This is a genomic window from Aeromonas hydrophila subsp. hydrophila ATCC 7966, from assembly GCF_000014805.1.
In the GTDB taxonomy this organism is placed as follows: domain Bacteria; phylum Pseudomonadota; class Gammaproteobacteria; order Enterobacterales; family Aeromonadaceae; genus Aeromonas; species Aeromonas hydrophila.
The window spans coordinates 1,723,506-1,745,039 of sequence record NC_008570.1 but is presented as its reverse complement, the minus strand read 5'-3'; the positions used below and the strand labels follow the sequence as shown (position 1 = coordinate 1,745,039).

The window sequence follows — 21,534 nt, the reverse complement described above, 5'->3', positions numbered from 1 at the left end:
CGACTCATCCGCTGAACCATCCTGATTTTCTGCCTCTTCTGCAACCCGCTCAACCCTCGCTGACCAGGCTCACCGCCTTGATGTAGGCGTAGATCTGCTGGTTCGGGGCGAGCGCCAGCCGTCTGGCGGAGCGGCTGGTGATCCGGGCCAGCAGTATCTGCTGACCCAGCGCCAACTGCAACAGGGTCTGACCGGGGCGCACTTCGCGTTCGGCCAGCAGTCGAGTGGTGAGACAGTTGGAGAGGCTGGAGTGTTCGATGGGGGCGGTGGCGATCACCACGTCCCGCCCGGCCACCTTGATCTGCAAGGGGCCACCATCGTCCGGCACCTGGGTCATGGTGACCCGCAACTGTTGCTCGCCCAGCTGCAGGGTCGCCATCTGCTCGTCGTCATCGTAGTGAGAGAGGGTCGCCGCCAGCATCACCCCGGCGTCGTCGCGACTGGCAAGCGACAGATCGGTGCGGGCGAAGATCTCGCTCGGCCGACCTTGCGCCTCCACCCGCCCATCCGCCAGCAGCACCAGCTGATCGCAGAGCAGGCTCACCTCTTCCATGGCGTGACTGACAAAGATCATGGGAATGCCGCTCTCCTGCTGCAAGCCCTTGAGCACATGGGCCTGATGGATGCGGCTGCGTCTGTCCAGCGCAGAAAAAGGCTCATCCAGCAGCAGCAGATCGGGCTCGGCCAACAGGGCACGGGCCAGTGCCACCCGCTGGCGCTGGCCGCCAGAGAGGCCGTGGGCCGGCTGGGGCAGCAGTTCGGCAAAGCCGAGCCGGGTCGCCAGCGCCTCGGGCTGCCAGCGCCCTCGCCCCTTGCGAGCCGCCAGTTGCAGGTTGCCGAGCACGCTCAGATGGGGGAAGAGACGCGAATCCTGAAACACCAGCCCGATGCGGCGCGCCTCGGGCAGCAGATCGCTCAGCGCCCTGTTCTGCCAGTTCAACTTGTCGCCCGGCGCCCTGTCCAGCCCGGCGATGATGCGCAGCAGGCTACTCTTGCCGCAGCCGGAGGGGCCGAACAGACCGAGGATGCCCCCCAGCTCCAGCGCCAGTTCACAGTCGAGGGTAAAGGCGCCGAACGCCCGCCTCACCTTGAGTTGCAGCGGTTGCGCCTTGCGGGTGTCGCTCATCCGAACAGCCTCCGTTGCCGGCGCTGCAGCACACCGTACACCAGCACCAGCATCACCAGCGAGAAGCCCATCAGGCCACCCGCCAGCAGGTGGGCATTTTGATAGTCCATCGTCTCCACGTGATCAAACAGGGCGATGGAGAGCACCTGGGTTTCGCCGGGGATGTTGCCGCCAATCATCAGCACCACCCCGAACTCCCCCAGGGTGTGGGCAAAACCGAGCGCCGCCGCCATCACGAAGCTGGGCAACGTCATCGGCAAGATGATGTGGAAGAAGCGCTCCAGCGGCCCGAGCCCCAGGGTGGCGGCGGCCTCCAGCTCCTTGTTGCCCATGTTGACGAAGGCGGAGGTGAGCGGCTGCACCACGAAAGGAAGCGAGTAGAGGATGGAGGCCAGCAGCAGGCCGGTAAAGCTGAACGCGAGCGGCGCCCCGAAGGTGTCGCGCCACCAGGCGCCCAGCCCGTAGGAGGGGGAGAAAGCCAGCAGCAGATAGAAACCGAGCACCGTTGGCGGCAGCACCAGCGGCAGCGCCACCAGGGCCTCCACCACGGGTCTGAGCCTGTGCTGGCTGCGCGACAGCCACCAGGCCAACGGGGGCGAGAGCAGCAGCAGGATGGCGGTGGTGCTGGCGGCCAGTCTCAGGGTGAGCCAGACTGCCAGCAGATCCCCTTCACTCATCGGACCCACTCCCAACGCCAGCTCCAGCACCAGACACGACGAATGAGCCGCACTCCCGACAGCGCTTATCCCGAGTTAGACGAGTCATTGCCAGCAGATCTCTTTCAATACTCATCGCCCACCTCCCGGGTGAATTCAGGCAACGGCATGGTGCGCATCCTTATCGCAAAAGTGGGCCGACCCGAGGGCCGGCCACTCATCAGGTAGGTGTGTGGTTGCGCCATCAGTGGGGCAGCGCATAACCCGCCGCCTTGATCTGTGCCTGACCCGGCCCCTTGAGCCAGGCCACCAGCGCCTCGACCGCCACCCCTTTCTTCAATACCAGCCCCTGCTGTTCGATGGGCGGATAGAAGTCGGCCGGCACGGCCCAGGCTTCGCCGGTCTTGCCCGCTTCCACCAGGTTGGCCCAGGCGACGAAGCCCAGCTCGGCGTTGCCGGTATCGACGAACTGCCAGGTCTGGCCGATGTTGGTGCCGGTCAGCAGGCGGTACTGCTTGGGATCGATCTTGAGATGGTCGAGGGTCGCCATGGCGGCGGTGCCGTAGGGGGCGGTTTTCGGGTTGGCGATGGCGAGGTTGCCCTTCCAGCTGCGCAGGGTTGCCTCGTCAGGAGCAGGCCCCCCCTTCTGCCACAGACCCAGCTGGCCGATGGCGTAGGTGAAACGCTCGCTGCCCTTGCCCTCCTGCTCCAGCTTCTGCGGGGTTTTCACGTCGGCGGAGAGGAAGAGATCGAACGGGGCGCCGTGGCTGATCTGGGTGTAGAGCACCCCGGTCGCGGCGGAGGAGATGGCCAGGGTGTGGCCGGTCTTGGCGGTGAACTCCTTGCCGATGCGCTCTATGGTGCCCTTGAAGTTGGCGGCCACGGCCACCTTGACCTCATCGGCCTGCACGGCACCTGCCTGCAGCGCACTGGCGCAGACCCCGGCGATGACAACGGATAACAGCGGTTTCATTCCTTTACCTCCTGACTGGGGCCGCTTTTATATATCCCCAACCAAGGGGTGGCCCCGAAAACAGGGGCCGCGGCTCCCGATGAGCCAGCCCCCTTGAACAGGTCAAGCTTGCCAGCGGGCGGCGGCAGTGTTGTCGCTCTCCTTGGCCTCGACCCAGCGTTGTACCCCTTCGGCGGTCAGCTCTTTTTTCCAGAACGGCGCCCGGGTTTTCAAGAAATCCATGATGAAGTGGCAGGCCTCGAAGGCCGCCTCGCGGTGGGCACTGCTCACCACCACCAGCACGATCTGATCGCCGAGCAGCAGCTCGCCGATGCGGTGGATCAGGGTGCACTCCTGCAGGGGCCAGCGGCTGCGGGCCTCGGCCACTATGTCCGTCAGCGCCTTCTCGGTCATGCCAGGGTAGTGCTCAAGGGCCAGCCCTTTCACCTGCTCCCCCTGATTGAAGTCGCGTACCTTGCCGACAAAGCTGACCACGGCGCCGGTATCCTGCCGGGCGGCGAGGCGGGCATATTCGTCGGCCAGCGAGAAGTCATCCCGCTGCACCAGAATGCGATCGGTCATGGTTGCCTCGCTCATCCTTAACCTCCGGTCACCGGCGGGAAAAAGGCGACCTCATCGCCATCATGAAGGGGCGTATCCAGCGGCACCAGGGTCTGGTTGACCGCCACCAGCAGCTTGCCCGCTTCCAGCGCCAGCGCCCACTTGTCGCCGCGCTCGCTCAAGGCGCTGCGCAGTTGCTCGGCAGTCGCGTAGTCGCACGGCAGGCTCAGCGCGTCGCAGGCCACCAGCTCTCTCACCTGGGCAAAAAAGAGTACCTTGATCATGCTTGCTCTCCGTCAGTCACACCCAGCTGAAAATGGCCGGACTTGCCGCCCTTTTTCTCCACCAGCCGCACCTGTTCGATCACCATGTCCTTTTGCACCGCCTTGCACATGTCGTAGATGGTCAGCGCCGCCACCGATGCGGCGGTCAGTGCCTCCATCTCTACCCCTGTCTTGCCGGCCAGCTTGCAGAGGGTGCGAATGTGGACCCTATTTTGCTCCGCCTGGGGTTCTATCTCTACCTCCACCCGGGTAAGGGCCAGTGGATGGCAGAGGGGAATGAGATCCGAGGTCTTCTTGGCCGCCATGATGCCGGCAATGCGGGCGGTGGCGAACACGTCCCCCTTGTGATGCTGACCGCTCAGGATCAGGGCCAGGGTCGCGGGGGCCATGGTGACAAACGCCTCGGCGCGAGCCTCACGCTCGGTCACCTGCTTGTCGGTCACATCCACCATGTGGGCTTCGCCGCTCTGGTTGAGATGGGTCAGGTTGGGCTGAGTCTGCTTGGGTTCGGTCGGGTTCATCAAAGGCCCTCAAAGATGGGAGACAAAGTTGCACGGCTTGGTGCGGGCATCGAGCTGGTCTTGAACAAGCTTCTCCCAACCCAGCTGGCAAGCGCCGGGGGAGCCCGGCAGACAGCAGATCAGGGTGCGATTGGCGAGCCCGGCCAGCGCGCGGCTCTGCATGGCGGAGCCCTTGATTTCGGCAAAGGAGAGCTGACGGAACAGTTCACCAAAGCCCTGCACGGTGCGCTCGAACAGCACGCCGACCGCCTCGGGCACCCGGTTCTGTTCGTTGAAGCCGGTGCCGCCGTTGATGAGCACTACCTGCACCCCTTCATCGGCGATCCAGTCGCTCACCTGAGCGCGAATGCGAAACAGATTGTCGGGGCAGAGCGCCCGGTCGGCCAGCACGTGACCGGCATCGGTCAGGGCAGAAACCAGATAGTCACCCGCACTGTCATCGGCGGCGGTACGGCTGTCGGAGACCGTCAGCACGGCGATCTTGAGGGGAATGAATGCGTTGTTTTTCTGTCCCATGGGCAGCTCCTGATGGCAAAGGACCGTGAGCAAAGAGAAGAAAAGTGGCCAGGATCCCGGCTGGCAGCGCTCGATTGCGAGGAGAGGCTCATGTCCATCAGGACCAAACCTTGACCAGTCGGTCACGCGCTGCGACTCACGGCGGGCCGATTCTACCAAAACTCGCACCAGAGGGGGGATTAAAAGGGCGCACGGCAGCGCTTTTACCCTGACCGGGCGGAATATGAACAGGCCGGGCGAACCCGGCCTGCATCAGATGGGCTTAGAAGCCCTTCACGCCCGTCATGTCGGGCAGCTGGTGAGCGATACCCTTGTGACAGTCGATACAGGTGCTCTCGCCGCTGGCCAGGCTGGTGGAGTGCATCTGGGCACCCCGTTTGCCTTGCAGGGAGAAGTCCATGTATTCGAAGTTATGGCAGTTGCGGCACTCCCTCGAATCCGTGTCTTTCATCCGCTTCCACTCTCGCTCGGCCATCTCGCGCCGGTGCGACTCGAACTTCTCGCGGGTATCCACCTTGCCGGTCAGCATGCCCCACAGCTCCTTGGACGCCTGCACCTTGCGAATGATCTTGTAGGTCCATTCATGCGGCACGTGGCAATCCGGGCAGCTGGCACGCACGCCGGAACGGTTGGCGTAGTGGATGGTGTCGCGGTACTCCACGAACACGTTGTCCTTCATCTCGTGGCAACCGGTACAGAACTTCTCGGTGTTGGAGGCTTCCATGGCGGTGTTGAAACCACCCCAGAAGATGACCCCGCCGAAGAATCCCATCAACAGCAGCACCCAGAGGGCGGCCTTCGAGGGAGACTTGAAGGTGGTCCACAGACGCTGCACAAAACCGGGTAATTTCATCTATGGGCTCCTCAGTTCAGCGCTTCAACTGGTTTAAACGTATTTTCCACCAGCGGCTTGGCATCCGCTTGCGGCACGTGGCACTGCAGGCAGAAGTAGCGACGCGGCGAGACCTCGCCCAGGGTCATGCCGTCACGGGTCTCGAAGTGAGTCGGGCTGATCTTGGGGGCCTTCATGGCGCTGGCGTTCTTGAAGCTATGACAGGCCAGGCACTTGTTGACCTTGTTGTCCACTTCATAGTTGCGGGTGTCGTGGGGGATCAGCGGGGGCTGATGCATGTACTGGCGATCGTAGAGGTCACCATCCTTGCGAAAGTTCTTCATGGGGGCCGCATCGGCATCCGTCACCAGATCCGTGTTCCCCCGCTCCGATTTGATGCCCCCCGTGCTGTTGGTGATCTCGGGGACTGCCGCCATCAAGGAACCTGCCATCAGACAGGCCAGCATTGCTCCAATCAGCTTCTTCATTATGTGTTCTCCGACGTTTTCTCTGCCTTGACGGCAAAACCTACAGTGATTTCAAAAACTTGCTCCGCGCAGACATCGATGCAACGGCCGCAGTTGGTACACTCCTGAGCCACAATCAAGGGCCCGTGACCACGCTTGGCACCGTGAACGGGGCCGCGCAGGATGGGACGTTCCGGGCACACCGCATAACAATCCATGCAGTTGCTGCACCGCTCGCGCCCCTTGGCAGAAATCTTGATGAACCCGACCCGGTTGACCAGGGCATAGAAGGCCCCCACCGGACAGAGGTGACCGCACCAGCCCCGCTCCACCACAAAGAGGTCGAACAGGAACAGCACCGCCAACAAGGCCCAGCCTGCCCCCATACCAAACAGCAGGCCGCGCAGGGTAAGCGACACAGGGTTAACCAGCTCCCACACCAGCACCCCAGCGATGGCCGGTGCCACCAGCACCATGGCCAGCAGCCAGTAGCGGGTGGTGCGGCTGAACTGACCGTTGCCCTTGAGGCCAAGTCGCCCCCTGAGCCAGGCCGCGGCATCGGTAACCAAGTTGACCGGACAGACCCAGGAGCAGAACACCCGCCCCCCGACCAACCAGTAACCCAACAGCACGATGACGGCCCCCAGCCAGAGGGTGGGGATGGGCCAATGGCCCGCCGCCAACGACTGCAGCAGGGTCAGCGGATCCGTGAGCGGCACCGTCTCCAGCAGCAGCGAGCTGGAGAGGTTGCCCTTGAGGATCCAGATGCCCGCCAGCGGCCCCAGCAGGAACAGCGTGAGCACACCAAACTGGCAGAGCCGGCGCAGCAGCAGGAAGCGGTGTGACCGCCACCAGCCCAGCCTGGCCGTGGCCTCGGCTCCCGGATAACGACTCATAGCCCCTCCGGTTTGCGGGTCGGCAGAGTGAGCCTGTCGCCGATGAGCGATTTGCCCGCCTTCGCCTTCTCTTCCCAGCCGAGCCGGTAGTGGTGGCCAATCTCCCCTTTGGCGAGCTGGCGAGGCACCACCTTGATGGCCGCCTCCTCCAGCACGCAGGCATGCTCGCACTTGCCACAACCGGTGCAGACATCGCTGTGCACCGTGGGCAGGAACATGGCGTGCTTGCCGGTGCGCTGGTTATGTTGCAGCTCCAGGGTGATCGCCTTGTCGATGAGCGGGCAGACCCGGTAGCAGACGTCGCAGCGCAGCCCCAGGTAGTTGAGGCAGGTCTCGTGATCGATGAGCACCGCCACTCCCATCCTCGCCTGATCGATATCGGTCATGGTCTGATCCAGCGCCCCGCTCGGGCAGGCCACCACGCAGGGGATGTCTTCACACATCTCGCACGGGACGGCGCGCGCCTTGAAGTAGGGGGTGCCGGTGGTCACGGGTTCAAACAGCCGGGCGAGCTTGAGAGTGTCGTAGGGGCAGGCCTCGACGCAGAGCCCGCAGCGCACGCAGGCGCCGAGGAACTGCGCCTCGTCGAGGGCAGCCGGCGGGCGCAGCGCCTGGGCAGGCACGGCCTGCACCTGCTGGCGCGCCATGCCGCCGAGCCCCACGCCAAGCAGGCCCACACCGCAGGCCCCCTTGGCCATGTCGGCCAGAAACTGGCGCCGACTACGACTCATCTCGCGCTCCCCCGCCTTATGCCTTGACGACCTTGACGGCGCACTTCTTGTAATCCGTCTCTTTGGAGAGCGGATCGGTGGCGTCCAGGGTCAGCTTGTTGACCAGCTGGCTCGCGTCGAAGAAGGGCATGAACACCAATCCCTTGGGCGGACGGTTGCGACCGCGGGTCTCGACCCGGGTCTTCACCTCGCCGCGGCGGGAGGAGACGATCACCTCTTCACCACGGCGCACGCCACGGGCCTTGGCATCTTCCGGGTGCATGAACAGCACCGCATCCGGGAAGGCGCGATAGAGCTCGGGGACCCGGCGGGTCATGGTGCCGGTGTGCCAGTGCTCCAGCACGCGACCGGTGGAGAGCCACATGTCGTACTCTTTGTCCGGTGCCTCGGCGGCCGGCTCATAGGGCAGCGCGAAGATCACCGCCTTGCCGTCCGGCTTGCCGTAGAAGCGTACCCCTTCGCCCGCTTTCACATAAGGGTCGAACCCTTCGCGATAGCGCCACAGGGTCTCCTTGCCGTCCACCACCGGCCAGCGCAGGCCGCGGGCTTCGTGATACTGATCGAACGGCGCCAGATCGTGGCCATGGCCGCGACCGAAGGTGGCGTACTCTTCGAACAGCCCCTTCTGGACATAGAAACCAAAGTGCTCGGCCTCGTCGTTCAGCGCCCCCTTGCTCTGCTCTTTCGGGAACTGGTTGACCTGGCCGTTGGCATAGAGTACGTCGAACAGGGTCTTGCCCTTCACTTCCGGCATCTTGGCGATGAGTTCCGCCGGCCACACCTCTTCCACCTTGAAGCGCTTGGAGAACTCCATCAGCTGCCACAGGTCGGACTTGGCCCCTTCCGGCGGCTTGACCTGCTGGTGCCAGAACTGGGTACGGCGCTCGGCGTTGCCGTAGGCCCCCTCTTTCTCCACCCACATGGCGGTGGGCAGGATGAGGTCGGCCGCCTGGGCGGTCACGGTCGGATAAGGGTCGGACACCACGATGAAGTTGGCCGGGTTGCGATAACCGGGCAGCCCCTCTTCGTTCATGTTCGGGCCGGCTTGCATGTTGTTGTTGCACATCACCCAGTAGGCGTTGAGCTTGCCGTCCTTGAGCATGCGGTTTTGCAGCACGGCGTGGTAGCCCACCTGCTCCGGGATGGTGCCTTCCGGCAACTTCCAGATCTTCTCGGCGATGGCGCGGTGCTTGGGTTCGGTCACCACCATGTCAGCCGGCAGACGATGGGCGAAGGTACCCACTTCACGGGCAGTACCGCAGGCGGAGGGCTGACCGGTCAGGGAGAACGGACCCGAGCCCGGGGTAGAGATCTTGCCGGTCAGCAGGTGGATGTTGTAGCAGAGGTTGTTGGCCCAGACACCGCGGGTATGCTGGTTGAAGCCCATGGTCCAGTAGGAGACCACCTTCTTGCTCGGATCGGCATAGAGCTGGGCCAGCTTCTCGAGCTTGTCCTTCGGCACGCCGGAGAGCTTGGAAACGGACTCCAGATCGTAATCCGCCACGAACTTGGCGAAGTCGTCGAAGCTCATCGGGGTGGAGTCGCCGCTGTCCGGGTTCTTGGCCTTCTGCTGCAGCGGGTTGGTGGGACGCAAGCCGTAACCGATGTCGGTCACCCCTTTGCGGAACTGGGTGTGCTTGTTGACGAACTCCCAGTTCACCTTGTCGTTCTGGATGATGTAGTTGGCGATGTAGTTGAGGATCGCCAAGTCGGTCTGCGGGGTGAACACCATGCCGTTGTCCGCCAGCTCGAAGCTGCGGTGCTCGAAGGTGGAGAGCACGTGCACCTGCACATCCTGATGGGACAGACGGCGATCGGAGATGCGTGACCAGAGAATAGGGTGCATCTCGGCCATGTTGGAGCCCCACAGCACGAAGGCGTCGGCCTGCTCGATGTCGTCGTAGCAGCCCATGGGTTCATCCATGCCGAAGGTACGCATGAAGCCCACTACCGCGGAAGCCATGCAGTGACGGGCATTGGGATCCAGGTTGTTGGTGCGCAGGCCTGCCTTCATCAGCTTGGCAGCGGCATAGCCTTCCCACACGGTCCACTGGCCGGAGCCGAACATGCCGACGGCGGTCGGGCCCTTTTCTTTGAGGGTGGTCTTGAACTTCTCGGCCATGATGTCGAAGGCCTGATCCCAGCTGATGGGGGCGAAGTTGCCGTTCTTGTCGAACTTGCCGTCCGTCATGCGCAGCATGGGCTGGGTCAAGCGATCCTGGCCATACATGATCTTGGACAGGAAGTAACCCTTGATGCAGTTAAGGCCGCGGTTGACCGGTGCATCGGGATCGCCTTGGGTCGCCACGACGCGCCCATCCTGGGAACCCACCAGCACGGAACAGCCGGTACCGCAGAAACGGCACGGTGCCTTGTCCCAGGTGATGGCGGTTTTGTCGGTACTGGTGATCAGATTGGCCGCCAGCGTGGGGGCACTGACACCAGCAACGGCAGCGGCTGCCGCCACCGCGTTGGCCTTCATAAAGTCGCGTCGACTCAGCTTCATGGCATATCCTCACATTGCTTATCGCGTAAGTTGTCGAGTGTATCGAACTGGTTTTGGCTCAGGGCGGCGAACTCGTACCCCGGCATCGCTTTATCTTTGCATCCATGGCGGCCATTACGATGAGTCACGCAGGCTCGGCCTCATGGCGCTACTCCTTGCTCTGGGCCTCGAGCTCATCAAACTGGTGGTAAATCAGGGCGGCGGACAATACGCCCGGCATCGCATTGATGGCGTCGATGGCCGCCATGATGGGACGCTGGCTCGGACCTTCCAGGGTCACCACCAGCTTGCCCTCATCACTGACGGCATGGATCTCGGCTCCCTCGAGGGTCGCGATCTCGTCTGCGAGCTGGTGACGCAAGGAGGGCTGGGTCAGCACCACCAGGCTCGATACATGGAACTCTTGTTTCATTGTGACTCCTGCTTCACACAGATCCTGCTTCATCTGGACTCCTCGCCAGCGGGTGCCCCCACCCGGATGCTGCCCACCGGACAATCCATCACGCAGGCACCGCAACCGGTGCAGGCTGCAGCATCGATGCTGGGGGTCGGCACCCGGCCCAGCACGGGGGAGAAACGGATCGCCCGGGGCTCGCAGCTGTCCTGGCAGCGCTGGCAGAATACCTGGCCATGGGCCAGACAGTTGGCTTCAATATGGGCGATGTATTGCCAGGGTGCCTCCGTGGTCGGGCGAAATATCGGCACTTTGCAAGCGGCGACACATTCCCCGCAAAAAGTGCACTCGCCACGCAGAAAATCCACGCTCGGAAAACCACCGTCGCCCTTGACCAGGATCTGTTCCGGGCAAGCCGTGAGGCAGTCACCGCAGCGGGTGCAATCGGCGGCAAAATCGGACCAAGCGACGGACCAGGGCAGTTGCACCCGAGGCTCATTCGATGTCAGACGACCCCGAAACAGACTGCGACGCGACAGGTTGACCCCATCCGGCATAACGGCTCCTTGCTGCTGGTAATGGCGCACGAGTGAGTCCCATGACAGGTATTTTCAATACCTATTATAAGAGTGGGTGTATATTGCGGCCCTGACAAGTTCAGGGATATACCACCAGGGAGATAATCAGGGGGGATTCTTGCGCTGGATCAAACCCTTGGCGCAATAAAGAACAATGGGGGCAAGGCAAAATACCCCCATTTGAGGATTGCTTATTAATCGATGGCTATTTTTATCGGCTGCCGTGGATCAGCCGCCGATGGAGGCCAGATGCGGGGTCATGCCGGCATTGCCTTCGTGCAGTCGATGGGTCGCCGCCTTGCCGACAAGAGCGCTGCGGATCCGCTGCTGCAATTCATCCTGCTGGCCGTCGGCCGTCAGCAGATCCCGCAGCTCCACCCCGTGATCGCCGAACAGACAAAGGTGCAGCTTGCCGAGGGAAGAGACCCGCAGCCGGTTGCAACCGGCACAGAAATCCTTGCTGTAGGGCATGATGAGCCCTACCCCGCCCATCGACTCCGGGTGCATGAACACCTGGGCGGGGCCATCGTCGGCACCGCGCAGCTGCTGCAGCCAACCGGCATCGAGCAGACGCTGCTTGATGAGCGCCCCGCTGGCGTGATGATCGCGAAACAGGGTATCCATCTCGCCGGTCTGCATCAGCTCGATGAAACGCAGCTCGATGGGCTTGTGCCGGATCCAGGCCAGAAACGCATCCAGCTGATGATCGTTGAGTCCCTTGAGCAGCACGGCATTGATCTTGACCGACTTGAAGCCGGCGGCCAGCGCAGCTTCGATGCCATCCATCACCTCCGCCAGCTTGTTCTCACCGGTGATTTGGTGAAACTGGCGCGGATCCAGGCTGTCGACGCTGACGTTGAGGGCGGTCAGGCCCGCATCGAACCACTCCCTGGCTCGCTCTTTCAAACGATAACCATTGGTGGTCATGGCCACCTTCTCGATGCCGGGGGTATTGGCCACCGTCTCTATGATGGCGGTGAAGTCCCGGCGCAGGGAGGGCTCCCCCCCGGTCAGGCGCACCTTGCGGGTGCCCATGGCGGCAAATCCGGAGACAACACGGCGTATCTCTTCCAGAGAGAGGAAGGGCTGACGCCCCACCTTGCCACCGGCCGGTGGACGGTAACCATCGGGCAGGCAATAGGTACAGCGAAAATTGCACACGTCGGTGATCGACAGGCGCAAATAGTAGAAACGACGGGAAAAACCATCTTGCAGTGGCGACATAAACACCTTTCCAAATACGGGAGGCCAGGGCATTTCTTTCCTGACCCTTACAGCTCGAACATCGGCTGACGGCGGTTTCCCCCTATCATGAGGACTTAGGCAAAACCGCTCGGAGTTCATCTAGTTTTTCGATGCTAGCACAAGTTGGAGTACACTCCCATGCTACTTTGTGGGGTTATTGTCTGAAGTGAAGGAAGAGAGCCGGCATGGGAAAGTGGTTCAAGGTACATTCGGTCAGCAGCGCCATCGGGCGCTCCATGGTGCTCATCCTGTTCATGGCAAGCCTGATCGCCGTGGTGGCCATGGTGACCCTGTTCTATTCGGTGCCTGACGCCAAGGCGATCAACCTCTCCGGCTCCCTGCGGATGCAGGCCTACCGGATGGCCTACGAGATTGAACAGGGCCAGCAGGTGCTGAGCCGGCTCGATCAGTTCGAGCAGACCCTGCACGCCGCCGAGCTGCAGGAGACCCAGCGCTGGATCACTCCTGCCTCCCTGCGCCGCACCTATGGCGAGGTGCTGCAGCAGTGGCAGGTGATGCGCGAGCACATCGAGAACGCCACCCCGCGGCGCTACACCGACAACACCGAGCAGTTCGTCGCGGCCATCGACGACTTCGTCAACCAGATGCAGTACCACGTGGAGTTCAAGGTGCGCATGCTGGCGCTGGCCGAAGGGCTCGGGCTGCTCTCCATCATCACCATCGCCTGGTTCACGGTGCGCTTTACCCGCCAGCAGGTGGTGGCTCCGCTCAACCAGCTGGTCTATTGCGCTCGCCAGATCCAGCGCCAGGAGTTCAACCTGACCCTGCCTCCCTACTGCGAAAACGAGCTGGGGGAGCTGTCGGGGGCTTTCGTCACCATGGCCGACGAACTCGGCAAGCTCTACCGGGAGCTGGAGAGCAAGGTCGAAGAGAAGACCGCCAAGCTGCAGCAGGCCAACGACACTCTCTCCTTCCTCTACAGCACCGCCCAGAAGCTGCACGCGGCACCGCTGAGCCGGCGTACCCTGCTCAAGCTGCTGGAGCGGGCGGCGGCCCACCAGCATATCGACTATATCCGGCTGACCCGCTTCGAGCACAATGCCATGCCGGACTACATCACCGGCCGCAAGGGCTGGCCCGGCGATCTGGATGCCGTGGTCAGCTTCTATCTGCAGATGGACGAGCAGGAGTATGGCCGGCTCGACGTCATCAGCAGCCACCCCATCGACGAGCGGCTGATGAAAAACTTCTCCATGCTGCTGGCCCAGGTGCTGCACAAGGATCAGACCCTGCTGCAACACCAGCGCCTGCTGCTGATGGAAGAGCGAGCCGTCATCGCCCGCGAGCTGCACGACTCGCTGGCCCAGGCCCTCTCCTATCTCAAAATCCAGTCCACCCTGCTCAAGCGCTTCTTCGCCAAGGGGGATACGGTCAAAGCCGAAGCCGCCATGCAGCAGATCGATGAGGGGCTTGGCAGCGCCTATACCCAGTTGCGCGAACTGCTCGGCACCTTCCGTCTCAGCATTGGCGACGCCAATCTCGGTGAAGCCATCAAGGTGATGCTGGAGCAGCTCAAGCCGCAGACCCAGGCCGACATCAGGCTCCATTACGGTCTGGCCGATACCGATCTCGAAGCCGGTCAGCATATCCACATCTTGCAGCTGATCCGTGAGGCAGTGCTCAATGCCATCAAACATGCCAGTGCGCAAGTGATTGATGTTAGCTGTGAGACCCTCGCCGATGGTAACATCCAGGTTCAGATTTCAGATGATGGTGTCGGAATAGGGATCGCAAGCTCGGCGGTCAACCACTATGGCCTGAGCATCATGAACGAGCGTGCCAGCAAGCTGCATGGTCTGCTGACCATCAGCGAAAGGCCGCCCAGAGGCACCTGCGTACATCTGACCTTTCCCACCAGCCTAACAAGAGATGCCTGATGGACGAGATGAAATATAGTGTTCTGGTCGTGGATGACCATCCCCTCATGCGCAAAGGGATTGTGCAGCTGCTGGCCCTGGAGGAGAACATCGAAGTCGTCGGTGAAGCTTCCAACGGTACCGATGCCGTCGCCATGGCCAAGGAGTCCGAACCGGATCTGATCCTGCTCGACCTCAACATGAAAGGCCTCTCCGGTCTGGACACCCTCAAGGCGCTGCGCACCGAGGAAGTGACCTCTCGGGTGGTGATCCTGACCGTGTCCGACGCCCGTCAGGACGTGGTGGCGCTGCTCAAGGCCGGTGCCGACGGCTACCTGCTCAAGGATACCGAGCCAGAGATGCTGCTGGCCCAGCTGGCGGACGTGATGACCGGCAAACAGATCCTGAGCGAGCCGCTGCGTCCCTACCTCGAGAACATCTACGAGCTGGATCACCTGCAGCAGAAGCTGGAGAGCTTAACGCGTCGCGAAATGCAAATCCTGCGCGAAATTGCAAAGGGCCTCTCCAACAAACAGGTCGCCTCCGTACTCCATATTTCCGAAGGCACGGTCAAGGTACACGTCAAGAGCCTGCTCAAGAAGCTCGAGGCGCAAAGCCGCGTGGAAGCTGCTGTCATGTACCTGGAGCAGCGCAACTAAACGCCCTCCCATCCAGCAAAAAGCCACCTTCCGGTGGCTTTTTTCATTCTCTGGCACAGTCGCTGCATTGTCCTATTCAGCAACTACTCAATGGAGGATGGAACATGAAACTTCAACCCTTGGCACTGTTCCCCTTGCCTTCCCACATACTGCCTGGTGGCAAGCTTCCTCTGCGTTTGTTTGAACCGCGCCACCTGCAGATGCTCAAAGAGTCATTCATCGATGACCAGGGCTTCGGCATCGTGATGGAAGAGGCGACAACGACTGGCAAGTCCGGGCGGATCCTGCCAGTCGGCACCCGGGTCAAAGTCACCGACTTTTACACCCTGAATGACGGCCTGCTCGGCGTCACCGTACTCGGCATGGAACGTTTCTGCATCCACGAGATGGAAACGGACGAGCTGGGTCTGCGCCGGGCCAGAGTCGAAGCGCTGCCCAACTGGCCGAGCACCCATTCAGACTTCAGCGACAAGCCGCTGGTGACCCGACTGCGGGAAGTATTTGAACAGTATCCGGAACTGGATGAACTTTATCCGGACAAGCAGTTTGACGATGCGGCCTGGCTCTGCCAACGCTGGCTCGAAATCCTGCCGATGCCGATCTATGAAAAGCAGATGTTGATTGCCAAACAAAATAGCGAAGCGGCCCGTCAATTCTTGCGTCGACTGATCGCACAGTGAGTCAGAAGTGTATTGCAAAATGCGAATATTCCGATAATGAAAACAAGGTTTTCGCATTTTGCAAATAAAGCGCCCAATAGAAATCAATAACCGCGCTGCAAGCCGCATAAACTGGTTCTGAAAAGTTGGCACGACTTTTTCATATAGAATCGTACAACCCGATTTATCCCGTGCTCTCTTCAGTATTTGCTGAAGAATTGGTCAACCACCCAGGTTGACCATTTTTTTTAGCTGCGATCCGGCGCTGCGGGTTGAAAATAGCGTTGCAGACACTCCCGCAGCCGCATCAGACTTATCGGTTTGGCCAGAAAGTCATCCATTCCCTGGGCCAGGCAACGAGCCCTATCTTCCGCCATGGCGTTGGCCGTCAGCGCCACGATGGGCACGCTACAACCCAGTTCTCGCAGACGCCGGGTCGCCTCCAGTCCATCCATCTGCGGCATCCGCATGTCCATCAGGATGAGATCCGGCAGTTGTTCTGCCACCTGGGCCAGCGCCTCCAGTCCGTTGGCCGCGACTCTGACCCGGCTCACCAGCTTTTGCAGCATGAGCGATACCACCAGCTGATTGACCGGGCTGTCTTCCACCACCAGCACATCCAGATCCTGAATGGGCTGCTGATCCGGCTCGGGCCGGCTGCTGCATTCGCATGGCAGCGCCATGCCCGGCAAATCGAACCAGAAGCAGCTCCCCTCACCGGGGGCACTGCGCAGCTGAATGCTGCCGCCCATCAACTCCACCAGCCGCTTGCTGATGGCCAGCCCTAGCCCGGTGCCCGAGAAACGGCGGGTGGCCGAACTGTCGACCTGAGAGAAGGGTTCGAACAGCAGCGCCTGATCCTCGGCCGAGATACCGATCCCGCTGTCGGTCACCGAGACCCTCAACTGCTGCTCATGCCAGCTCAGTTGCAGCAACACGCTGCCCTGACTGGTGAATTTCACCGCGTTGCCGAGCAGGTTGCTGATCACCTGGGAGAGGCGCACCGGATCCCCCTGCAACTGGGCTGGTACGGCGTCGTCTACCCGCCAACGCAGGTCGATACCCTTGCTGCCCGCCTGCGCCAGCAGCGGCTCGATCAGGGACTGGCAGAGCTGGGCCGGCTGCAGCGTCTCACAGTGAAACTCCAGGGTATGGGATTCAATCTTCGAGAAATCGAGCACATCGTCGATGATGGTCTGCAGCAGACGCGCGGCATGGGTGGCGTGGCCCAGCAGCGTCTGTTGCTGGGGTTCGAGCTGGGCGTGTTGCAGCAGATCCAGCATCCCCAGCACCGCGTTCATGGGAGAGCGGATCTCGTGGGTCATCATGGCCAGGAACTGCGACTTGGCGCGGTTGGCCGCTTCCGCTTCGTCCCGCGCCCTGGCCAGCTCCTGCTCACGGCGGATCTGGTTGCCCACATCCCGCGCCGTGCCGCGATAACCAATGAAGGCGCCGGCAGCATCGAAACAGGGTTCGGCGTTGATCTCCATCCAGCGCGGCCCCTTGGCCAAGCTGACCTGGGCTCGCACCGCCCGCACCGGCAGGTGCAGACCGATGAGCCGGCGATACTTGCCCCATTCGGGGTCGCGCCTGTCATAGGCGTAATCGTAGAGGCTCTGGCCGGGTTGATGCACCAGCATGTCCCCCTGCTGGCCGGGGGCCGATACATAGCTCAGCCGGTGCTCGGTATCCGTCTCCCAGAACCAGTCGGACGCCATGCCGGCAAAGCTGCGAAAACGCTGTTCACCCGCTTGCAGGGCCAGTGTTTTCAGCTCGACCTGTTCCTGCAGGCGGGCTCGATAGGCAATGTTGACCAGCGCCTGGGAGATGAGCGGACGACAGCGCTGCATGGCCGCCTTGCTCTTGAGATCGAAGGTCCCCATCACGGCGTGACGGCAGATGAGTACGCCGGAAAAACCGGGGGCGCGCAAGCCCGTCATCATGACGCTGGCCCAGCCCTCAACATCGGCCAGCGGCGCCAGTTCCGGCAACTGGGTCGGATCATAGATGACCAGGGTCTCTCCCTCGATAGCGCGAGAGAACAGCGGGGTCAGCTGCCAGCTGCGCCCCACTTCGCCATCCTGGGTGCTGAGGTGGGTGATGCCACCTTCTCCTTCCCAGGCCACCACATCCGCATGTTCGAAGCCGATGAAGGGCTTGAGCACCTGAATGAGGCTGTCCAGCACCTGTTCCAGCGTCTGGGCATCGGCCAGCGTCGCCACCCCGCACAACAGGGTTTGCGACTCCTGCCGGTATTTGGCCTCGCGTTCCCGGCAACGCACCAGCTCCACCAAGGTGGTCTGCAGCTTGTCGCCGAGGGCTTCCAGTTCCGTGTTACCTATCATCTTGTTTCCAGCGCAATGTCAGCTGTCGAGGAAGATCACGCTCGAGACCATCAGGTTGCCGTGCGCCAGCTCACCATGGGGCAGGCGGCCCTGCTCGCCGAAGGTGAACGGGGTGATGAAGGGGATATCCCCCAGCCGGGTATGAAATTGATCGACAAATTGGCATAAGCTATCACCAAGAGCCAAGCGACAACCAGCACAAAAAATCACAAGGGCGCCAAACGGCTGCATCTCGGTGGCCATGCCGTACTCGGGTTCGATGCGGGTTGCATTCAGACTGCGTTGCAGTAAGCCCTCCTGACTGCTGTACATCAGCAGCAACCGCTCCCCGACCTGAGTATCGGTAAAGAGGCGCAATCCGCCACCTTCTGTCACGGCCTCCGGGTGGGAGAGCTTGTAATAGGGCATGTCATCCAGGGTGCCCACCTGTCTCGCCAGCGGCGACAGGGTGGTCTCCCGCAGGATGGGGCCCACCGGCCAGGGGGTTGTCCGTCCGCTCCAGCGAGCATAGACCTCGGCTGCGGGCTCATGATCGATGGTGAGGATCTCCCGTCCCGACAGGGCCGTGATGGTGCCGCGATATTCGGTGGGGACATAGCCGGAGTGAAACTGGAACGCCAGCTGGCAATCGGGATAGAGCACGGCCAGCGCGACGCCTTCGCGGGTACTGCCCTCATCCCAGCACAGCTGCCAGTCACCGTTGACGCTGTTGTCGGCGGCGGAGCCCCCGACGACCGGGACCGTCGTGCCCAGCTCGGCTTCGATGCTCTCCAGCATCGCCTCCTCCTGGCCCGGGCTCGCATGCAGCAAGATGAGTTGTGGCAGCTCGCCGGGGCGCCCCCCATCGGCGATGGCACTGCGCAGCAGCTGGCGCACATCCACTGCATCCCCCGCCTTGCCCGCCACGCCGTAAGCCCCCTTGTCATCGTAGATCGCCGCCACTGCCAGACCGATCCCCTGGCGGGCATGATGGCCGGTCTGGGTCATGACACCGCCACAGGAGCTGCAACCGATCATTCGAGACGACGGGAACTGCTGTTTGAAGTGATGGCGCAGTTCCTCGGCATCGTGAGCCTGAGTAAAATAGACCAGTAACAGCGAAGGGGAATGAGGTGATTGAGCGAGCAGCCGCTCACTGACCTGCCGGGCAGCCAGCAGGGAGGTCTCTTCAAGAGAGTGAGCCGTCAGGAAGTTCAACACCATCTCCTAGTTGTTCATGATGCTGGGGGTAAGCAAAAATCATACCTTAATCAAACAATTATCCCGTCTTATCGATTAGAATCACATTCAATTGAGCCCAACCACAGGAAAACGCCATGTGGCAGAAGAACATCAATGATTTTGACCGGGTTGTCGCCATCGGTGGCGGCCACGGCATGGGCCGCGTGCTTTCTTCGCTCTCGTTTCTGGGATCGCGCCTGACCGGCATCGTCACCACCACCGATGATGGTGGCTCTACCGGACGACTGCGCAAGAGCCAGGAGTGTATCGCCTGGGGGGATCTGCGCAATTGCCTTAATCAACTGGTGACCGATCCCAGTATCGGCAGCCTGCTGTTCGAATATCGGTTCGCCGGTCGCGGTGAACTGGCGGGCCACAACCTCGGCAATCTGATGCTGCTGGCGCTCGACAACCTCTGCGTACGCCCTCTTGATGCTATCAAGCTCATCAGCGACATGCTGAAAATAGAGTCACAATTGCTACCCATGTCTGAATTTCCCACCGACCTGTGCGCCCACACGGCCTGTGGCAATCAGATACTGGGGGAAGTCTCCATCGATCAGCTCGACACCCCGCCGCTCTCCCTCAGCCTGAGTCCGAAGGTACCGGCCACCCGCGAGGCGGTGCAGGCATTGGCACAGGCCGACATGATCATCCTCGGCCCCGGCAGCTTTCTTACTTCCATCATGCCGCCCCTGCTGCTGGCTGAGGTGGCCCAGGCCATCAACGAGAGCGATGCCATGTTGGTGTTCATCTGCAATCTGGTCGCCGAAAATGGCCCGGCCAGCCAGCTCAGCCTGCACAATCAGTGGCGCTGGCTGGAATCACGGGTCGGCGCGGGCCGGGTCGATGCCATTCTGGCCCCGGCGGGGGAATATCCGGCAGAGCTGGCTGGCCGATTGATCCTGGCCGAGCTGGGTGAGGCCGCCCTTCCCCATCGGCACGATCGCCTGAAATTGAAGCTGGCACTGGACAGGGTTATCCAACAACTGGTCAATCAACGCTAGCGGGCGGGCAGAGGATGGCAAGTCCGGCGCCAATGCGCCGGCTGCAGGGGCTCAGTGATAGTTGGCGAGGTGGGAGAGCACCTGGGGCAGGGATTGCTCCAGCTCGGTCAGCAGACGGGCGACTTGCTCGCCGTCTTCATGTTTGCAGGCTTGTTCCAGCGCCACCACCTGCTGGTAACTGAGCTGGGCGCCATAGCTGCCGCAGGAGGACTTCATGCTGTGGGCAAGCCGGGCCAATGCGGGCCAGTCCTGCTGTTCATAGAGCGGGCGCAGTTGGGCAAGCTGTTCCCCCACCTCTTCGATGAAGACCGAGATCACCACCGGCATCATCTCCTGGCCGATGTCTTCCGCCAGCTGTCGCAACACCTTCTGATCCAGCCACTCCATTCCGTCATCCTCCTGATGGTATTCAAACAGACCATACTATAGATGCCCGGCACGACTCAGTCACGTTTCATCGCCGTCAGAAAATCGAACTCAAACGGGGCATGAATCAGAAAAGCGTGATCAGGATCGCCTAACCAGACAATAGATGGCCGAGTTGCAACATAAATGTTGCCATTAAATTAACAACTAAATAACAATGGCAGCCGTGAGAATGATGCGACTCAGCAACACCTCTCTCATCCCTTTTGCCTGTATGGCTGCTGCGAAGAACCAGGGTAGGATTCTACCCTGGTATTTTTTTATCTCTGGAGCAGCCGAGGATCACAGCTGATTGGCACCCACCCGTTCACCCAGTCGAAACAGACTGAACTCGCCCGGCGCCATTTTTACCCAGTCTTCATTACCGGTCAGCGGCCGGGTCGCAATCAGGGTCACCACATCGTCCGGTGTCGTCTCGCTCTGAAAGTCGATGGCGACATCTTCATCCAGCAGACGGGCCTCTCCGAACGGAGCTCGCCGGGTCAGCCAGTAGAGGTTGTTGCTGCAGTAGGTCATCACGAACTCCCCATCCGACAGCAACATGTTGAATACCCCCAGGCCGCGCAGCTCGTTGCACAGGGTCGCCAGGTAGCGAAACATGGCGGGGAAGTTGGCAGGGCGTCGGGGATATTTCTGTTCCAGCCGATCGAGCAGCCAGCAGAAGGCGTGTTCGCTGTCGGTGTCGCCCACCGGTCGATGGCGACCGGTGGCCAACCCTTTGTAACCCGTCAACTGGCCATTGTGGGCAAAGGTCCAGTAACGACCCCACAGCTCGCGGGTAAAAGGGTGGGTATTCTCCAGCGAGACGCAGCCGCGGTTGGCCTGCCGAATATGGCTGACCACGGCGCGGCTCTTGATGGGCAGCGCCTGCACCAGCCTGGCAATCGGCGACTGGGCACTGGGCTCGGGATCCTTGAAGGTACGAAAGCCTTTCCCTTCGTAAAAAGTGATGCCCCAGCCATCTTTGTGAGGTCCGGTCTTGCCGCCGCGCAGCATCAGGCCGGTGAAGCTGAAGCAGATATCGGTCGGCACATTGGCACTCATGCCGAGCAGTTCGCACATAGGCTGCAGGCTC

The 21,534-nt window shown here is 61.6% G+C and carries 23 protein-coding genes and 1 riboswitch; of the genes, 4 read left to right on the top strand and 19 right to left on the bottom strand.

Going from position 1 to position 21,534, the window contains the following annotated elements; genetic code table 11:
- Positions 1–49 precede the first annotated feature (49 nt).
- The 15 genes from modC to moaA form a co-directional block, all read right to left on the bottom strand.
- Positions 50–1,126, bottom strand: a complete 1,077-nt coding sequence (gene modC, locus AHA_RS08040) for a molybdenum ABC transporter ATP-binding protein (RefSeq protein WP_011705492.1) — start codon at positions 1,124–1,126, stop codon at positions 50–52.
- The gene (gene modB, locus AHA_RS08035; RefSeq protein WP_011705491.1) at positions 1,123–1,803 is read right to left on the bottom strand and encodes a molybdate ABC transporter permease subunit; all 681 of its coding nucleotides are present in this window, start codon (positions 1,801–1,803) and stop codon (positions 1,123–1,125) included. Before modB ends, modC begins: the two co-directional genes overlap by 4 nt.
- A gap of 223 nt (positions 1,804–2,026) precedes the next feature.
- Positions 2,027–2,755, bottom strand: coding sequence for a molybdate ABC transporter substrate-binding protein (gene modA, locus AHA_RS08030; protein WP_011705490.1), 729 nt, complete (start codon positions 2,753–2,755; stop codon positions 2,027–2,029).
- A gap of 102 nt (positions 2,756–2,857) precedes the next feature.
- Positions 2,858–3,331, bottom strand: a complete 474-nt coding sequence (moaE, locus tag AHA_RS08025) for a molybdopterin synthase catalytic subunit MoaE (RefSeq protein ID WP_011705489.1) — start codon at positions 3,329–3,331, stop codon at positions 2,858–2,860.
- Between the two features lie 2 nt (positions 3,332–3,333).
- Entirely contained in the window at positions 3,334–3,579 is a 246-nt protein-coding gene (gene moaD / locus AHA_RS08020; protein WP_011705488.1) for a molybdopterin synthase sulfur carrier subunit, read from the bottom strand.
- Positions 3,576–4,100 (bottom strand): cyclic pyranopterin monophosphate synthase MoaC, encoded by a 525-nt coding sequence (gene moaC, locus AHA_RS08015; RefSeq protein ID WP_011705487.1) that lies wholly within the window; start codon positions 4,098–4,100, stop codon positions 3,576–3,578. Before moaC ends, moaD begins: the two co-directional genes overlap by 4 nt.
- Positions 4,101–4,109: 9 nt before the next feature.
- The gene (gene moaB, locus AHA_RS08010) at positions 4,110–4,616 is read right to left on the bottom strand and encodes a molybdenum cofactor biosynthesis protein B (RefSeq protein ID WP_011705486.1); all 507 of its coding nucleotides are present in this window, start codon (positions 4,614–4,616) and stop codon (positions 4,110–4,112) included.
- A 262-nt stretch (positions 4,617–4,878) separates the two neighbouring features.
- Positions 4,879–5,469 carry a cytochrome c3 family protein gene (locus AHA_RS08005; protein WP_011705485.1) on the bottom strand — a complete coding sequence of 197 codons (591 nt, stop codon included), beginning with the start codon at positions 5,467–5,469 and terminating at the stop codon, positions 4,879–4,881.
- Between the two features lie 11 nt (positions 5,470–5,480).
- Entirely contained in the window at positions 5,481–5,936 is a 456-nt protein-coding gene (locus AHA_RS08000) for a nitrate reductase cytochrome c-type subunit (RefSeq protein WP_011705484.1), read from the bottom strand.
- Positions 5,936–6,811, bottom strand: a complete 876-nt coding sequence (gene napH, locus AHA_RS07995) for a quinol dehydrogenase ferredoxin subunit NapH (RefSeq protein ID WP_011705483.1) — start codon at positions 6,809–6,811, stop codon at positions 5,936–5,938. Before napH ends, AHA_RS08000 begins: the two co-directional genes overlap by 1 nt.
- Complete coding sequence (gene napG, locus AHA_RS07990) at positions 6,808–7,542, bottom strand: ferredoxin-type protein NapG (protein ID WP_011705482.1); 735 nt, start codon at positions 7,540–7,542, stop codon at positions 6,808–6,810. The genes napH and napG overlap by 4 nt, the downstream gene beginning before the upstream one ends.
- Before the next feature lie 16 nt (positions 7,543–7,558).
- On the bottom strand, positions 7,559–10,048 hold the full coding sequence (gene napA, locus AHA_RS07985) for a nitrate reductase catalytic subunit NapA (RefSeq protein WP_011705481.1): 2,490 nt from the start codon (positions 10,046–10,048) through the stop codon (positions 7,559–7,561).
- Between the two features lie 148 nt (positions 10,049–10,196).
- The gene (locus AHA_RS07980) at positions 10,197–10,460 is read right to left on the bottom strand and encodes a chaperone NapD (RefSeq protein ID WP_011705480.1); all 264 of its coding nucleotides are present in this window, start codon (positions 10,458–10,460) and stop codon (positions 10,197–10,199) included.
- A gap of 29 nt (positions 10,461–10,489) precedes the next feature.
- On the bottom strand, positions 10,490–10,999 hold the full coding sequence (gene napF / locus AHA_RS07975) for a ferredoxin-type protein NapF (protein WP_011705479.1): 510 nt from the start codon (positions 10,997–10,999) through the stop codon (positions 10,490–10,492).
- A gap of 249 nt (positions 11,000–11,248) precedes the next feature.
- Entirely contained in the window at positions 11,249–12,244 is a 996-nt protein-coding gene (gene moaA, locus AHA_RS07970) for a GTP 3',8-cyclase MoaA (RefSeq protein WP_077392342.1), read from the bottom strand.
- Positions 12,232–12,371, bottom strand: a riboswitch (molybdenum cofactor riboswitch). Its footprint overlaps the gene before it by 13 nt.
- 79 nt (positions 12,372–12,450) lie before the next feature.
- Here moaA and narQ point away from each other — a divergent pair.
- The 3 genes from narQ to AHA_RS07955 all read left to right on the top strand — a co-directional run bounded on the left by narQ (position 12,451) and on the right by AHA_RS07955 (position 15,481).
- Positions 12,451–14,163, top strand: coding sequence for a nitrate/nitrite two-component system sensor histidine kinase NarQ (narQ, locus tag AHA_RS07965; RefSeq protein ID WP_011705477.1), 1,713 nt, complete (start codon positions 12,451–12,453; stop codon positions 14,161–14,163).
- The gene (gene narL, locus AHA_RS07960; protein ID WP_011705476.1) at positions 14,163–14,801 is read left to right on the top strand and encodes a two-component system response regulator NarL; all 639 of its coding nucleotides are present in this window, start codon (positions 14,163–14,165) and stop codon (positions 14,799–14,801) included. The genes narQ and narL overlap by 1 nt, the downstream gene beginning before the upstream one ends.
- A gap of 104 nt (positions 14,802–14,905) precedes the next feature.
- The gene (locus tag AHA_RS07955; protein WP_011705475.1) at positions 14,906–15,481 is read left to right on the top strand and encodes an LON peptidase substrate-binding domain-containing protein; all 576 of its coding nucleotides are present in this window, start codon (positions 14,906–14,908) and stop codon (positions 15,479–15,481) included.
- A 227-nt stretch (positions 15,482–15,708) separates the two neighbouring features.
- On the opposite strand, the gene AHA_RS07950 is transcribed toward AHA_RS07955, so the two are convergent.
- Both AHA_RS07950 and AHA_RS07945 read right to left on the bottom strand, forming a co-directional pair.
- Positions 15,709–17,805, bottom strand: coding sequence for an ATP-binding protein (locus tag AHA_RS07950; protein WP_164927595.1), 2,097 nt, complete (start codon positions 17,803–17,805; stop codon positions 15,709–15,711).
- Positions 17,806–17,823: 18 nt separating this feature from the next.
- Positions 17,824–19,008 carry an FIST signal transduction protein gene (locus tag AHA_RS07945; RefSeq protein ID WP_011705473.1) on the bottom strand — a complete coding sequence of 395 codons (1,185 nt, stop codon included), beginning with the start codon at positions 19,006–19,008 and terminating at the stop codon, positions 17,824–17,826.
- A gap of 113 nt (positions 19,009–19,121) precedes the next feature.
- On the opposite strand from AHA_RS07945, the gene AHA_RS07940 reads away from it, so the two are divergent.
- Entirely contained in the window at positions 19,122–20,033 is a 912-nt protein-coding gene (locus tag AHA_RS07940; RefSeq protein WP_011705472.1) for a gluconeogenesis factor YvcK family protein, read from the top strand.
- A gap of 51 nt (positions 20,034–20,084) precedes the next feature.
- On the opposite strand, the gene AHA_RS07935 is transcribed toward AHA_RS07940, so the two are convergent.
- Positions 20,085–20,420, bottom strand: a complete 336-nt coding sequence (locus AHA_RS07935; protein ID WP_011705471.1) for an Hpt domain-containing protein — start codon at positions 20,418–20,420, stop codon at positions 20,085–20,087.
- A 321-nt stretch (positions 20,421–20,741) separates the two neighbouring features.
- Positions 20,742–21,521 (bottom strand): class II glutamine amidotransferase, encoded by a 780-nt coding sequence (locus tag AHA_RS07930; RefSeq protein ID WP_011705470.1) that lies wholly within the window; start codon positions 21,519–21,521, stop codon positions 20,742–20,744.
- Between the last annotated feature and the right edge of the window lie 13 nt (positions 21,522–21,534).

Bases quoted from the DNA above. Each gene is read 5' to 3' on its own strand.
- AHA_RS07980 (WP_011705480.1), bottom strand. From the start codon at position 10,460: ATGAAACAAGAGTTCCATGTATCGAGCCTGGTGGTGCTGACCCAGCCC.
- AHA_RS08000 (WP_011705484.1), bottom strand. From the start codon at position 5,936: ATGAAGAAGCTGATTGGAGCAATGCTGGCCTGTCTGATGGCAGGTTCC.
- narQ (WP_011705477.1), top strand. From the start codon at position 12,451: ATGGGAAAGTGGTTCAAGGTACATTCGGTCAGCAGCGCCATCGGGCGC.
- AHA_RS07950 (WP_164927595.1), bottom strand. From the start codon at position 17,805: ATGATAGGTAACACGGAACTGGAAGCCCTCGGCGACAAGCTGCAGACC.
- napA (WP_011705481.1), bottom strand. From the start codon at position 10,048: ATGAAGCTGAGTCGACGCGACTTTATGAAGGCCAACGCGGTGGCGGCA.
- moaA (WP_077392342.1), bottom strand. From the start codon at position 12,244: ATGTCGCCACTGCAAGATGGTTTTTCCCGTCGTTTCTACTATTTGCGC.
- modA (WP_011705490.1), bottom strand. From the start codon at position 2,755: ATGAAACCGCTGTTATCCGTTGTCATCGCCGGGGTCTGCGCCAGTGCG.
- AHA_RS08005 (WP_011705485.1), bottom strand. From the start codon at position 5,469: ATGAAATTACCCGGTTTTGTGCAGCGTCTGTGGACCACCTTCAAGTCT.
- moaB (WP_011705486.1), bottom strand. From the start codon at position 4,616: ATGGGACAGAAAAACAACGCATTCATTCCCCTCAAGATCGCCGTGCTG.
- narL (WP_011705476.1), top strand. From the start codon at position 14,163: ATGGACGAGATGAAATATAGTGTTCTGGTCGTGGATGACCATCCCCTC.
- AHA_RS07930 (WP_011705470.1), bottom strand. From the start codon at position 21,521: ATGTGCGAACTGCTCGGCATGAGTGCCAATGTGCCGACCGATATCTGC.
- moaD (WP_011705488.1), bottom strand. From the start codon at position 3,579: ATGATCAAGGTACTCTTTTTTGCCCAGGTGAGAGAGCTGGTGGCCTGC.
- moaC (WP_011705487.1), bottom strand. From the start codon at position 4,100: ATGAACCCGACCGAACCCAAGCAGACTCAGCCCAACCTGACCCATCTC.
- AHA_RS07940 (WP_011705472.1), top strand. From the start codon at position 19,122: ATGTGGCAGAAGAACATCAATGATTTTGACCGGGTTGTCGCCATCGGT.
- napG (WP_011705482.1), bottom strand. From the start codon at position 7,542: ATGAGTCGTAGTCGGCGCCAGTTTCTGGCCGACATGGCCAAGGGGGCC.
- napH (WP_011705483.1), bottom strand. From the start codon at position 6,811: ATGAGTCGTTATCCGGGAGCCGAGGCCACGGCCAGGCTGGGCTGGTGG.
- napF (WP_011705479.1), bottom strand. From the start codon at position 10,999: ATGCCGGATGGGGTCAACCTGTCGCGTCGCAGTCTGTTTCGGGGTCGT.
- AHA_RS07955 (WP_011705475.1), top strand. From the start codon at position 14,906: ATGAAACTTCAACCCTTGGCACTGTTCCCCTTGCCTTCCCACATACTG.
- modB (WP_011705491.1), bottom strand. From the start codon at position 1,803: ATGAGTGAAGGGGATCTGCTGGCAGTCTGGCTCACCCTGAGACTGGCC.
- AHA_RS07945 (WP_011705473.1), bottom strand. From the start codon at position 19,008: ATGGTGTTGAACTTCCTGACGGCTCACTCTCTTGAAGAGACCTCCCTG.
- AHA_RS07935 (WP_011705471.1), bottom strand. From the start codon at position 20,420: ATGGAGTGGCTGGATCAGAAGGTGTTGCGACAGCTGGCGGAAGACATC.
- moaE (WP_011705489.1), bottom strand. From the start codon at position 3,331: ATGAGCGAGGCAACCATGACCGATCGCATTCTGGTGCAGCGGGATGAC.
- modC (WP_011705492.1), bottom strand. From the start codon at position 1,126: ATGAGCGACACCCGCAAGGCGCAACCGCTGCAACTCAAGGTGAGGCGG.